This window comes from Phycicoccus sp. (assembly GCF_035325325.1).
Taxonomy (GTDB): domain Bacteria; phylum Actinomycetota; class Actinomycetes; order Actinomycetales; family Dermatophilaceae; genus Phycicoccus.
Map to the genome: position 1 here is coordinate 24,357 of NZ_DAOLAC010000025.1, position 12,922 is coordinate 37,278.

The following is a 12,922-nucleotide window of genomic DNA, read 5'->3' on the forward strand; positions in this document are numbered from 1 at the left end:
CGTCCCTGGCGGCTGACGGCCATCCATAGCCGAGTGCCCCATCGGCGGGGAGGGGTCGGGACTTGAGCCGTCCCCGAGGGACTGGCCGAACGGACGACCCCGAACTCCGACCGGCCACCGCGCGAGGCGCCCGCCCCCCACCCCCCTGCGCGCGTATCGGGTGACCCGATACGCGCGCGCCTTCCCCGAGTTCCGTTCTCGTGTGAAGCGACCCGTTATCGGGTCACCCGATACGCGAGTGGCGCGGGCCGGGGGTCACCCGATACGCGGGTGGCGGCGGCCCGGGGTCAGCGCAGGAAGTCGAGGATCGAGGGCTGGATGACCTTGGCCGTCGTCTGGAGCGCGGCCTGGTAGGCGGACTGCTGGACGCTGAGGTCGGTCAGTGCCTTCGCGAGGTCGATGCCCTCGACCGTCGAGAGCTGGGTCTCGGCGCGGGTCTGGGCCGCCTGGCTCACCGTGCGCACCGACTCGAGCCGCGCGGCGCGGGCCCCGACGATGCTCTGGCTCGTGCGCAGGGCGTCGGACGCGCCGTCGAGGTCGGTCAGTGCCTGTCCCAGCGCCGCCTTGTCACCGCTGCGCAGGGCGTCCGAGATGCGGGTGAGCACCCCGGCGCCGGCCGGGTCGGCGGAGTCGGCGAAGAGCGTCGTGAACGCGTCGGGGCCCGTGACGCTCACCGCGACCCGGTCCGGACCGGTCGTCACGCGCCGCTCGACCGGGGTGGTGTTGCCGAGGTAGGCGCCGCTCGCGTCGTACGCGCTCTCGGTGTCCTGGGTGCCGGCGAAGACCGGACGGCCGAGGTAGCGGGTGTTCGCGACGTCGAGCAGGCTCGAGCGCAGCTGGTCGACCTCGGCGGCCATGGCCGAGCGCTCGGAACCGGTGTTGGTGTCGTTCGACCCCGCGACGAGCAGCTGGCGCACGCGGAGCAGCAGCGTGTCGGTCTGCGACAGCGCCTGGTCGGCCGTCGCGAGGCGGGAGGTGCCGTCGTCGAGGGCGCGGTCGAGCTGCTCGGAGCGCTGGTGTTCGGATCGGAGGGACATCGCGGTGGCCGTGTCGGTCGGGGAGTCGGAGGGCTTGCCGAGGCGGCGCCCGGAGCTGATCTGGTCCTGGGTCGCCTGGAGCCGCGCGAGGCTGGCCTGCAGGGCAGCGGTCACCTGCTGGCGTGACGAGGCGGGCGTGACGCGGTTCATCACGGACCTCCCGGGACGGGCGAGGCGTCTGACGAGGTCATCGTGCCATCCCCATGAGCGTGTTGAGGGTCTCGTCGACGACGCTGATGAACCGGGCGGCAGCCTCGTAGGCGTGCTGGTAGCCCATGAGCGAGACCATCTCCTCGTCGATGCTGACGCTCGAGACCCCGAGGCGGGCCGACTCGGCCTGCCCGGCGAGGGCCTGCTGCACGTCCGCTCGACGGGTCGCGCCCTGCACCTGCACCCCGAGCGAGACCACGAGGTCGCGGTAGGTCGCGTCCGGGCCCGAGGCGAGCTCGGAGGAGGCGGCCATCGTGTCGGCGTTGCCGCCGTCGGCGGCCGGCGGCGGGGCCGAGGAGGCCGCGACACCGGACGCGCTGAGACCGGCGAGCTGCAGCGAGGCCGCGCTGGTGCCGGTGAAGAAGGCCCCACCGGGCGCGCCGGTCGCGTCGTAGCCGGCGGCCTGCTGCGCGTTGACGGTGCTCGCGACGGACGCGGCGACGGTGTCGAGCCGGCTCATCACCGTGGGGATGGTGGTGTCGAGGGTGGTGAGCATCCCACCGACCTCGCCGCCGGAGACGGTGGCCGGCGTGCCGCTGCCCGACCACACGACGGAGACCGGGCCCGTGCCCGGGCCGGTCGACGGGCCGGAGACCACGAGCGTGCTGACGTGCGACCCGGCGACGAGCACCGACCCGCCGACGGACAGGGTGACGGTGCCGTCGTCCATCGGCTGCGCGACGACCCCGATGGCGTCGCCGAGCTGGCTGACGAGCTGCCCGCGCCGGTCCTCCAGCTCGGAGGTGCCGGCCCCGGCGACCTTCGCCGCCCGGATGGCGTCGTTGAGGTCGGCGACGTCCTGGGCCAGCCGGTTGACGCCGGCGACCGAGGCGTCGAGGGCCTCGCGGGTGCCACCCCACTGGGTCGACAGGCGCCCGGCGAGGTCGCGGAAGGAGGCCGCGAGCCGGCCGCCCTGCTCGAGGACGCTCGTGCGGGCAGCGCTGCTGCCGGGGTCGGTCGCGAGGTCGCCCCACGAGCTCCAGAACTCCGCCAGGCCGGCCTGCAGCCCGGTGTCCCCGGGCTCGCCGAACGCGGACTCCACCATCGAGTAGCCGTTCGCGACCTGGGCCGCCGACGCCGACGCGCCGCGGCTCTGCAGGGCCCGCACCTCGAGGAGCTGGTCCTGGATGCGGGTCGTGCCGAGCACCGTGACGCCCTCGCCGGTCGCAGCGGTCCGGCCGAACATCGACGGCACGGCCGTGCTCGCCTGGGCGGCCTGGTCGAGCCGCTGCCGGGTGTAGCCCGGCGTGTTGACGTTGCTGATGTTCTGGCCGGCGAGCTCGAGGCCGCGCTGCGCCGCCTGGAGGGCTCCGAGGCCCATCCCGAGGGAGGAGGCGCTGGACATCAGGCCCTCGCGTCGACGTAGGCCGGCGACTGCCGGGGGGTGACGGACGGGTGGGTCCGGCGGTGGTCGGCACCGAGGGCCTGGACCGTCGCGCCGAGGCGGGCGGCGACGGTCGCCTCGAGGTCGCGGGTGCGCGCGAGCGCCGAGGCGACCCGCGGGCCGAGCCGGGCGGGCAGGGCACCGGCCGGCCGGGGGCTGCGGCCGAGGACGTCGACGAGCTCCTCGACGGCGCCGGAGAGGGCCAGGCGCTCGGCGTGCTCGAGGTCGGCCTCGAGCGCGTCGAGGGCGTCGTCCCACCCGAGGGACGCGGCGCTCACGACGCCTCCCCCGTGGAGTGCGCCTCGGTGAACGCGTCGCGCAGGGGCTCGACCACCTCGAGGACCTCCGAGACCAGCGCGCCCGACTTCGTGACGTTCGCGTGGACGAGCCGGTCCTGCACGTAGTCGTAGAGGGCGAGCAGGCCCCGGCCCTCCGGCCACAGCTCGAGGTCGAGGCTCGAGGAGAGCTCGGCGACGATCTCCTGCGCGTGCCGCAGGGCCCGGTGCGAGCCCTCGACGTCGCGCCGCTCGAGGGTGACGAGGGCGAGGTTGAGGTCCTTGACGAGCCGGTTGTAGAGCAGCACGACGAGCTGGGCCGGCGAGGCCGTCGTCACGGAGTCGCTCGTGTAGAGGCGGCGCAGGGTCGCGGTGGTGGTCACGGTCGTCTCCTCGGTCAGCCCGAGCTCGAGCTCGAGGTGGAGGGCAGGGTCTTCAGCTGGGACGCGAGCCAGTCGCTCTGCGACTTGAGGGTGCCGAGCACCGTCTCGAGGTTCGCGTACTGGCGCTTGAGGGTGTCCTCGCGCATCGTCATCCGCGCCTCGAACGCGGCGATCTGCTGCGTGTAGTCGCGCACCCGGCCCTGCTCGGTGCCGATCTGCTGGGTGACGTACCCGCTCGTCGGGTCCGAGGCCTGGCCGGCGACGTCGGCGATGGTGCCCGCCATCGCCGTCAGGCTCGTGCGGACCGATGCGGGGTCCTTCGCGTAGGCGGCGAGGAACGCGGCGCGGTCGAAGGCCAGCTGACCGTCGCGGCCGACGGTGATTCCGGCGGCCGACGGCGACGAGGTCGAGGCGCCGACGGCGGTGTCCGTGATCCGCCGGGCGATCGTCTGGGTCATCGAGTTGCCGAGCAGTGGACCGGAGGTCTTGGTGTCCGCGTCGTACGACGCGCGCGCTGAGATGAAGGAGAGCGTCTGGTTGGCGGCCGCGACGAGGGCCGCCATCTTGTCGGCGACCGCGCCGCTGTCGCCGGTGACCGACACCGTGACCGGCGTCGTCGGGTCGGCCTTGGTCGCGGTGATCGTGACCCCGGTCATCAGCCCGGTGACGTCGGCGGTGGCGGAGCGCACGTCGTACGCCCCCGGGCCCGTGCCCACCCGCAGCACGGTGTCGGTCGGCGCCTGGAGCTCGACGACGTCCCCGAGTCCACCGGCGCCGAAGGCGCCGGTGGAGACCATGACGTCCGAGCCCGCGCCCGTCGAGGACGAGGTGAGCTGGAGGCGGTACGCGTTCGCGGCGACCTGCACGGTCGAGGCGGTGACGCCCACCGCCGACCCGCTGACGGCGCCCGCGACCTGCCCCAGCGTGGAGCCGGACGCGAGGCCGAGGTCGGCGACGGTGGCGGTGCCGGTCCGCAGGCCGCCGGAGAGGGAGAGGCGCACCTGGTCGGTACCGGACCCGGCGAGGGTCGCCGTGCCACCGGCGGCGAGGTCGGTCAGGGTGGTCGCGACGCCGTCGAGCTCGACGACGGCGTCGGTCCCGGTCGCGGTGGTCGCGGTGTCGGAGAGGCCGAGCGCGGCGTTCGCGGAGACGAGTCGCAGCGAGGCGGCCGAGCCCTCCCGCGTCGTCGCGAGCCGCAGCGAGCCGTCGTCGCCGACGCTCGCGCGGAGCGAGCCACCGGACGCGCGGGTCACCTCGGCCGCGAGCTGGCCCGGGGTGTAGGTGCCGGCGGTGAGGTCGATCGTCGTCGGTCCGGCACCGAGGTCGACGACGAGCTGGCTGCTCGAGGAGTCGATGGTGACGCTCGGGCCGAGGGGGCCGCCGGAGAGGGTCGCGCCGGTCGAGCCCTGGGTCACGGTGACGGTGTGGGCGCCGGCGGCCAGGGTCGTCCCGGAGAGGAGCGCGGACGCGCCGATCGCGCCGAGCCCCTTGCCGACGACGACGGGCGCGCTGGTCACCGCGGTCGAGAGGGAGGTGACGGTACCTCTCGAGACCGCGGAGCCAGCCGACGCGACGCTCGTGACCGTGAACGTCGTGGAGCCCGGGAGCGCCGTGCCGTCGGAGACGACGGAGGCGAGGCCGGGCTGCGAGGAGGTCGAGGTGGTGCTCGACCAGGCGGAGGTCCTGGTCACCGCGTCGGTGAGGAAGGCCTTGGCCGCGTCCTGCAGCGACGACAGCGTCGAGTTGAGCGACTGCAGCGTGCCGATCAGCGTCTGGCTGGCGGTCTTGCCGGTGGTCAGGTACGAGCCGGACTGCCGCTCGATGGTCATGAGCGAGCTGATGATGGACGTGGTGTTCAGGCCGGAGATCAGTCCGTCGATGGACGCCATGGGTCTTCCTCCTTCCTCGGTGTCGGGGACCGGTGCCCGTCAGCCCGGGTCCGTGCGAGAGACGGACCCGGGCGACGAGGAGTGCTCAGCCGAGGAGCTTGAGCACCGACTGCGGCGCGCTGTTGGCCTGGGCGAGCATCGAGACGCCGGCCTGCGAGAGGATCTGGCTGCGCGTGAACGCCGTCATCTCCTTCGCCATGTCGGTGTCGCGGATGCGGGACTCGGCCGCGGCGGAGTTCTCCGCGGCGACGCTCAGGCTGTTGATGGTGTGCTGCAGGCGGTTCTGCACGGCACCGAGGCCGGCCCGGGCGGTGGAGACCGTCGTCACGGCCGTGTCGGCGAGGCCGAGCGCGGCCGCGGCACCGGCGGCGGTGCTGACGTCGATCGCCGAGACACCCAGGGTCGTCGAGTCGTACTTCGCGGACAGGTCGAGCGTCGTCGTCTGGCCCGAGTTGGCACCGATCTGGAAGGTGAAGGTGCCGGAGGTGCCACCCGAGCCGTCGAGCAGCTTCTGCCCGTTGAACTCGGTGTTGCCCGCGATGCGGTCGAGCTCGCTGTTGAGGGCGGTGACCTCCTTCTGGATCGCGGCCCGGTCGCTGTCGGTGTTGGTGTCGTTCGCCGCCTGGACCGCCAGCTGGCGCATGCGCTGGAGGATGGAGTGCGTCTCGTTGAGCGCACCCTCCGCCGTCTGGACGAGGGAGATCGCGTCCTGCGCGTTGGACGTCGCCTGGTTGAGGCCGTTGGTCTGGGCACGCATCTTCTCGCTGATCGCCAGGCCTGCGGCGTCGTCGGCCGCGCGGTTGATGCGCAGACCCGAGGACAGGCGCTCGAGGCTGGTGTTCATCGCGCCCTGGGTGGAGCTGAGGTTGCGGTACGCGTTGAGGGCGGCGACGTTGGTGTTGATCTGCAGACCCATGATGATTCCTCCTTGGATGGGGTCTCGGACCGCCGTCCGTGGCGATCCGTGCCGCTCCCACTCGGGGCGGCACCCCCCTCATCGGCCGGACCGGCGACGACTTGAGGGCCCCGGCGGAGAAATTCCGCCGGGGCCCTCGAGGTCCGTGGTCCGAGCCGCGCCCGGGTGCCGCGTCAGACGGCGTGCTGCACCGCCGCCGCCCGCGCGAGGCTGCCGCGCTGCGCGAGCGAGGCGCGCTTGGCGATGTCGGCGTAGTAGGAGGCGCGCCGGCGGGCCGCGGCGCCGGTGGACGCCGCGGCGGCGGCCGGGGCCTCGTCTCCGAGGGCGGCGCGCATCCCGTCGCGGAGCATCGCGAGCGCCTCGGTCCGCAGCTGCGAGACCCGCGACTCGGTGACCCCGAGCTCCTCCGCGACGTCCTTGAGGAGGCGGTCCTCGAAGAAGGTGGCCTGGACGACGGCCCGCAGCCGCTCCGGGAGCGCCGCGACGGCGGCGACGAGGTAGCTCTCCCGCTCGCGCTCGACGACGACGTCCTCGGGCGTGCGGTCGTCGCGGGGCAGGGCGGCGTCGGCGACGCCGGAGTCGACGAGCGAGTCCAGCCGGACGACGACCGAGCGGTGCACGGCCTCGGAGACCTCACGGACCGCCTCGACGCCGACGCCGAGCCGCTCGGCGACCTCGCGCTCACCGGGCTCGCGGCCCAGCTCGGTGGTCAGCGCGCCGCGGGCGGCGTCGTGCTCGCGGGCCCGGGTGCGCACCGAGCGCGACGCCCAGTCCATCGACCGCAGCTCGTCCAGCAGCGCGCCCTTGATCCGGGTCGCGGCGTAGCGCCCGAAGGGCACCCCGCGCTCGGGGTCGAAGGACTCCGCGGCGGCGGCGAGGGCGTAGAGGCCGGCCGAGGTGAGGTCGTCGGTCGCCACGTGCGAGGGGAGCCGCGAGCTGAGCGCGCGGACCTCGTAGGTCACGATCGGGAGGTGCTCCCGGCAGAGTCGTTCGACGTCCCCCCGGGTGGGCCCGGATGCGGTGCGAGCCGTGCTGTTCATGGCTTCAGCGTCGGACCACGCCGGGGACCGCGCCACCCGGGGAGGCCCCCCGCGCGGATGTCGGCACCTTCGGCGGACGTCCGCCGCGCCGACCGGTCAGCGGTGGTCGTCCGAACGGCTGGTGCGCACCAGGTTCCGCGCCGCGTGCCCCCTCGCGGCCCCGCGTGGCAGACTGGCCGCGACATCGCTCAAGTCCGCCCCGCCCGACCCGATGAGGACAGCGTGCACGAAGGCCAGCCCGACATCGTCGCAGCCTGCGCGGACCTGTCCGAGTCGCTCTGGCGGACCCGCGAGCTGCTCGACGTCCTCGCGTACCGCATCGAGGTGCAGCGGGCGCTCGTCGAGACGGCCCGCTCGAGCTGGCTGGCCCGCTCCACCCGCGACGTCGACGAGGTCATCGCGACCATCCGCTCCTCCGAGCTCGCCCGCGCCGTCGACCTCGTGCCGCTGACCACCCTGCTCGACCTGCCGGCCACGGCCAGCCTCCGCGAGATCGCCGAGGCCGTGCCCTCCCCCTGGGACCAGGTGCTCGCCGAGCACCGGCACGCCCTGGCCGAGGCCACCGGCCAGCTGACCCGCGCCGCGCTGGCCAACCGCGAGCTGCTCGCCTCGAGCGCGCAGGCCATCGAGGACGCCCTGGCCCGGTTCCACGGCGGCGACGAGGGCTCCACCTACACCGCGAGCGGGTCGCGCGAGCGCGACACGGCCGGACGACTCTTCGACGAGACGACGTGAGGACCCGATGACCCAGCACACCGACGACGCCGAGGGCGACGTCCGCACGATCCGGGTGCCGGAGGGGCTCGTCGGCTTCCCGGCCACCGCGTACGAGGTGCGCCCGGTCGCCACCGGCCTCTACGACCTCGCCCCCCTCGACCACGACGGCCCGCGGTTCGTCACCGCCGCGGCGGAGGCGTTCTTCCCGGACTACCACCCGGAGATCGACGACGCCACGGCCGAGCGGCTCGGCATCGAGGTCGCCGAGGACGCCCTCGTGCTCCTCGTGGTCACCATCGCCGAGGACATCACCCGCTCGACGGCCAACCTCCTCGCCCCGGTCGTCGTCAACGCCCGCACCTCCGACGCCGAGCAGGTCGTCCTCACCGGCCAGGACTTCCCACTGCGCGCTCCCCTGGTGCCCGCGCCGTGACCCCCGGCCGCCGTCCCGTCACCCACTCCGAGGAGGAGCCCACGTGCTCGTGCTGAGCCGACGCCCCCACGAGGGCATCCGGATCCGCCACGACATCGTCGTCACCGTGCTCGAGATCAGCGGTGACAAGGTGCGGCTGGGCATCGAGGCCCCGGCGAACGTCCAGATCCACCGCGAGGAGATCTACCTCGCCGTGCGCAAGGCCAACGAGGAGGCGTCCGCCGCCGCGGGTGGCGCCGCCGACCTGGCCAAGGCGCTCGGCGACCGGCCACCCGAGGCAGCGCCGGGCACGGACCCCTCGGGCTGACGTCCCCGCCGGGTCAGAGCCGGCCGTCGGCCAGCTGCTGGAACGGCACCCGGGTCGACGAGGTCACCTTGACGATCGACTGGCCGTCCGGGCTGGTCCCGATGGCGCCGTCGACGACGACGTGCTTGATCGTCGTCGGGTCGATGCGATACATCTGGGCGAGGAAGGTGAGGGCCTGGGCCGCACTGAGGTCGGTCTGGGAGTACTTCGAGACGACGGTCATCGCGGTGGCGAGTGAGGAGACGCCCTCGGTCCTCGCCTTGGCGGATGCCGCGAGCAGGATCTCCTGCTGGTGCGCCGACCGGTCGAAGTCACCGCGCGGGAAGGCGTGCCGTTCACGGGCGTACGCCAGCGCGGTCCCACCATCGGCGACCTGCGGACCCTTCTTGACCTTGAGCATGCCGAGGAAGGTGAACGCGGAGACGATGTCGATCGGGAGGCCACCCGAGTCGTTGACGATCGAGGCGAAGCCCTCGAAGCCGGTGACCACGTAACCCTCGATCGGGAGGCCGCTCAGCTTCTCGATCGTCTTCACCTGGGCCGCGCCACCGCCGTACGCGAACGCGGCGTTGATCTTCGAGGTGCCCCCGGTCGAGAGCGGGACGTACAGGTCACGGGGGATGCCGACGATGCCCGCACCGCCCTTCCCGTCGATGCCGACGACCTGGAGGGTGTCCCCCCGGCTGCCCTTGAGGTTCGAGGTGCGCGCGTCGGAGCCCATGACGAGGACGAAGCGCGGGCTCGTGCCGAGCGAGGGCGCCTTGCCGAGGGAGGGCCACCAGCCGCCGACGACCTTCCACGCCGGGCCCACGGCGAGGGTGACGTCGTTGCCCGAGGTGACGACCGCCACCTTCTCCTTGTGCCACGTCCCGACCGTCGCTCGGGCCTGCACCCCGGTCTTCCCGGCGTAGACCTTGGCCACCGCGGCGGTGAGCGCGGCGTCCGCGCCCGCGACGGTGACGACGGGCGTCGGGGTCGGCGTGGGGGTCGGCGAGCTCGACGTCGGGGCGGCCGAGGACGCGGTCGGGTCGGGGCTGCCGGTGCAGCCGGCGAGCAGGAGGGCCGAGGCGGTCAGGACCGCGAGGGAACGCACGCGCATGGCCCGAGGGTAGGGCGCAGCCGGCCCGGCGGGAACACCGGCTCAGGCGTGTCTCAGCGCGGGACCCGGTCGGTGCGGGGGCGCCGCGACCCGCGCACGTGCCGGTCCCACGGCGCGGCGAGGTACTCGCCGAGGACCGTGCCGGTGGCGATGGCGAGGAGCACGCCACCGGCGGAGAGCAGGGTCGACAGCCCCGACTGGAAGGTGAGCAGGCCGGAGTCACCGCCCTGCGCCACGAGCTCGTAGAGGCCGCGGAAGATGGTGAGGCCGGGGAGCAGGCCGAAGCTGGCCGGGACGACGAGGACCATCGAGGGGGCGTCCATCCGCTGGGCGAGCAGCCGGCCGAGCACACCGATGGTCACGGCGGCGAGACCCGTGGCGGTCACCGCGCCGACCGACAGCGACCGCGTGAGCACCGCGGAGACGCCGACCCCGACGACCGTGAGGAGGCCCATCGGCACGATGAGCCGCCGTCGGCTCTGCACCGTGACGCCAGCCGCGAGGCCCACGACGAGCGAGGCGAGGATGGCGGGGACGATCGGCGCCTGCGTGACGCGCAGGTCGAGGACGTCGGGCGAGACGAAGCTGGCTCCGGCGGCCTCGGTGATGGTGAGGAGGGCGCCGAGCCCGGATGCGATGCCGATGATGAGGCCGGTGAGCGAGAGGAGGACGGCGAGCAACCGGCCGGCACCGGTGAGGGGGTAGCCGAAGATGACGTCCTCGATCGCCGAGGCCATGGTGCGCCCCGGGAGCATCGCGACGATCCCGCCGGCGACGACGAAGGCGAAGTCGCTCTCCGCGAAGGGGATCACCCCCGTCGCGCCGAGGGCGTACAGGGCGCCCGTGACGACGGTGGCGGCGAAGGCGTTGATCGCGTTGCCGTAGAACTCGGGGAGGTCGACCCGCGCGTGCAGCCGGGCGATCCCGGCGACCGCGAGGACGACGCCGATGGTGAGGACGGCCGCGAGGGCGCTCGCCCCGATGACCACCGCGACCGCCGACGCGAGGACGGCGTTGGCGACCGCGATCGACCACTTGGGGAAGTTGCGCGGGTGGCGCTTGATGTTTCGGAGGCGGTCGACCGCCTCCTCCGGGGTCACCTCCCCCGCGACGAGCGACTGGACGAGGCGGTGCACCGCGACGAGCCGTCCGTAGTCGAAACGGGTGTGCCGCACCACCTTGAGCAGGGTGTGCTGGCGCCCCTGGCTGCTGCGGGCCTGGACGAGGATGGACTGCAGTGTGATGTCGATCTCGACCTGGTCGACGCCGGCCGCGGCGGCGGTGGCGGCGATGGCCCCCTCGACCTGGGGTGCCCCCGCGCCGCAGCGGAGCATCAGCTCGCCGACCCGCAGGGCGAGGTCGAGGCCGCCCTCGATGGTGGGGTCGGCCGCGGCCGAGTCGGGGATCCGGGTGTGCCGGTAGGGCGTCCGGCGCAGCAGGTCGGCCATCGGCATCGGCTCGGTGGGCAGGTCACCGCGCAGGAGGCGGGCCCGGCGGGCGCGGGGGTCGGTCACGGCTGCGGCCCCACCTGGTCGACCCAGCCCGGGGCGTCGAGCAGCGGCCACCACGCCGGCCCGCCCCGGTTGACGGTGAGCGCGACGAGGACGGCACCACCGAGGAGGGCGGTGACTGCGACCGCCTGCCGGACGGTGGCGTGGCCGGTCAGACCCCGGACGAGGCTCCGGCTCCCGCGCCGCAGGCTGGCGCCGCCGGGTCCCCACCACGCGGTGAGTGCGGTGAAGGCCGCGGCCGCCACCAGCGGCACGACGTCGTCGGCCCGGGTCGTGGCACCGGTCAGCCCGCCGACGACGAGGGCGCCGGCGAACATCGCCGACACGCCGACGAGCAGCGGGACCGCGAGCGTCACGAGCGTGCCGACCCCGCCGACGACGGCGTGCCACGGGCTGCTCGCGACGGCGAGGGCGACGTCGCCGCCCCGGGCGCCGCGCTCGTGGCGGCGCATCACGAGGGAGGTCACCGACCGGTCGGCCGTGCGGGCGAGGAGCATCCACACCGCGAGGACACCGAGCCCGACCAGCGGGGCGGCGACCGTGACCCCCGCGAGGAGCGCGAGGAGGGCGAGGAGGGTGCCCGAGCGCGTCGGCAACCCGATCCGGGGGTCGGCCTGGACCCGGACGACGTCGTCGTCCGGGTCGCCGGGGAAGGTCCCCGAGGGCGGCAGGGGCGGCGGACCCGGCCGGCCGGCGCCGGTCGGTGGTGGCGGGTCGTGCCGGACCGGCGGCAGCGCGACCGGCGGGGCCGTCGCGACCGGCGGTGGCGCGCTCGGCAGCGCGGAGGTGCCCCCGGTCGCGATCGCCCGGGTGTCGGGGCGCACCCGGCGCACCTCGATGGCCGAGGTCGCGAGCTCGCCGCGCGCGTACTGCTCGAGGGCCCGCACCACCTCGCCCTGGTGCGGTCGCTCATCGGGGTACGGCGAGAGGGCTGCGTAGAGCAGCGGCTCGATGCGCGGGTCGACCGCGACGAGGTCGGGCTCCCCGGAGGCGACGCGGGCCAGGACCGCGTTCATCCCCCCGCCGCCGAAGGGCGGGGTGCCGCTCGCGGCGAAGGCCGTGGTCGCCGCCCATCCCCACCAGTCGGTGGCGGGGGTGACGTCGTCGCCGTGGACCACCTCGGGCGCGAGGTAGCCGGGGGTGCCCATGACGAGGCCGACGCTGGTGAGCCGGACGTCGTCGACGACGTGGGCGATGCCGAAGTCGATGAGGACGGGGTCGCCGTCGACGAGGAGGACGTTGCCGGGCTTGACGTCGCGGTGGACGACGTCGGCGGAGTGGATGGCGTCGAGGGCCTCGGCGAGCCCGGCCGCGAGCCGGTGCAGGTCGTCCGGCGCCAGCGGTCCCCGGCGCTCCACGTGCGCGTCGAGGGCGGGGCCGTCGATGAACCGCGTCACGACGTACGGGGTCTCGCCGTCGACGTCGGCGTCGACGACCGGCGCGACGTACGGGCTGCGGATCCGGCTCAGGGTGTCGACCTCGCGGGCCAGCCGGGCGCGGGCGTCCGGGTCGTGGGCGACGTGGGCCCGCAGCACCTTGACCGCGACGGCGCGGCCGTGCCGGTCGAGGCCGAGATGGACCACGCCCATCCCGCCCTCGCCGAGCCGCTGGACCAGCCGGTACGGGCCGAGCCGGGCGTGCGCTCCCGGCTCGTCGTGGTCCCGCGGCGGATGGCCGTCCACGGGGGCGTCGGCGGTCATGCCACCACGGTAGGCGCTCGG

Annotated in this window: 13 protein-coding genes; 3 read left to right on the plus strand and 10 right to left on the minus strand. The window is 74.4% G+C overall.

The genetic code is table 11. The annotated features are described in order from the left end of the window. Nucleotides 1-287: 287 nt before the first annotated feature. The 7 genes from flgL to PKA89_RS14095 form a co-directional block, all read right to left on the minus strand. Nucleotides 288-1,187: a flagellar hook-associated protein FlgL gene (gene flgL / locus PKA89_RS14065; RefSeq protein WP_324420502.1), complete on the minus strand. Its 900-nt coding sequence runs from the start codon at nt 1,185-1,187 to the stop codon at nt 288-290. A 37-nt stretch (nt 1,188-1,224) separates the two neighbouring features. Then, nucleotides 1,225-2,592: a flagellar hook-associated protein FlgK gene (flgK, locus tag PKA89_RS14070; RefSeq protein ID WP_324420504.1), complete on the minus strand. Its 1,368-nt coding sequence runs from the start codon at nt 2,590-2,592 to the stop codon at nt 1,225-1,227. Further along, on the minus strand, nt 2,592-2,909 hold the full coding sequence (locus PKA89_RS14075; protein ID WP_324420506.1) for a hypothetical protein: 318 nt from the start codon (nt 2,907-2,909) through the stop codon (nt 2,592-2,594). Before PKA89_RS14075 ends, flgK begins: the two co-directional genes overlap by 1 nt. Beyond that, on the minus strand, nt 2,906-3,289 hold the full coding sequence (fliS, locus tag PKA89_RS14080) for a flagellar export chaperone FliS (protein ID WP_324420508.1): 384 nt from the start codon (nt 3,287-3,289) through the stop codon (nt 2,906-2,908). The genes PKA89_RS14075 and fliS overlap by 4 nt, the downstream gene beginning before the upstream one ends. Before the next feature lie 14 nt (nt 3,290-3,303). Further along, nucleotides 3,304-5,178, minus strand: a complete 1,875-nt coding sequence (gene fliD, locus PKA89_RS14085) for a flagellar filament capping protein FliD (RefSeq protein WP_324420509.1) — start codon at nt 5,176-5,178, stop codon at nt 3,304-3,306. A gap of 85 nt (nt 5,179-5,263) precedes the next feature. Continuing rightward, nucleotides 5,264-6,094: a flagellin gene (locus tag PKA89_RS14090; RefSeq protein WP_324420511.1), complete on the minus strand. Its 831-nt coding sequence runs from the start codon at nt 6,092-6,094 to the stop codon at nt 5,264-5,266. A 173-nt stretch (nt 6,095-6,267) separates the two neighbouring features. Continuing rightward, nucleotides 6,268-7,134 carry a FliA/WhiG family RNA polymerase sigma factor gene (locus PKA89_RS14095; protein ID WP_324420513.1) on the minus strand — a complete coding sequence of 289 codons (867 nt, stop codon included), beginning with the start codon at nt 7,132-7,134 and terminating at the stop codon, nt 6,268-6,270. Nucleotides 7,135-7,356: 222 nt separating this feature from the next. On the opposite strand from PKA89_RS14095, the gene flgN reads away from it, so the two are divergent. The 3 genes from flgN to csrA are packed head-to-tail and all read left to right on the plus strand — an operon-like array spanning nt 7,357 to nt 8,591. Next, on the plus strand, nt 7,357-7,869 hold the full coding sequence (gene flgN, locus PKA89_RS14100) for a flagellar export chaperone FlgN (protein ID WP_324420515.1): 513 nt from the start codon (nt 7,357-7,359) through the stop codon (nt 7,867-7,869). 7 nt (nt 7,870-7,876) lie between these two features. Beyond that, nucleotides 7,877-8,284, plus strand: coding sequence for a flagellar assembly protein FliW (locus PKA89_RS14105; RefSeq protein WP_324420517.1), 408 nt, complete (start codon nt 7,877-7,879; stop codon nt 8,282-8,284). A gap of 43 nt (nt 8,285-8,327) precedes the next feature. Next, a complete protein-coding gene (csrA, locus tag PKA89_RS14110; RefSeq protein WP_324420519.1) occupies nt 8,328-8,591 on the plus strand; it encodes a carbon storage regulator CsrA in 264 nt (87 codons plus the stop codon). A 13-nt stretch (nt 8,592-8,604) separates the two neighbouring features. On the opposite strand, the gene PKA89_RS14115 is transcribed toward csrA, so the two are convergent. The 3 genes from PKA89_RS14115 to PKA89_RS14125 are packed head-to-tail and all read right to left on the minus strand — an operon-like array spanning nt 8,605 to nt 12,901. Then, entirely contained in the window at nt 8,605-9,690 is a 1,086-nt protein-coding gene (locus tag PKA89_RS14115; protein WP_324420521.1) for an LCP family protein, read from the minus strand. Nucleotides 9,691-9,743: 53 nt separating this feature from the next. Continuing rightward, nucleotides 9,744-11,204, minus strand: coding sequence for a threonine/serine exporter family protein (locus tag PKA89_RS14120; protein WP_324420523.1), 1,461 nt, complete (start codon nt 11,202-11,204; stop codon nt 9,744-9,746). Beyond that, nucleotides 11,201-12,901 (minus strand): serine/threonine-protein kinase, encoded by a 1,701-nt coding sequence (locus tag PKA89_RS14125; RefSeq protein ID WP_324420524.1) that lies wholly within the window; start codon nt 12,899-12,901, stop codon nt 11,201-11,203. Before PKA89_RS14125 ends, PKA89_RS14120 begins: the two co-directional genes overlap by 4 nt. Between the last annotated feature and the right edge of the window lie 21 nt (nt 12,902-12,922).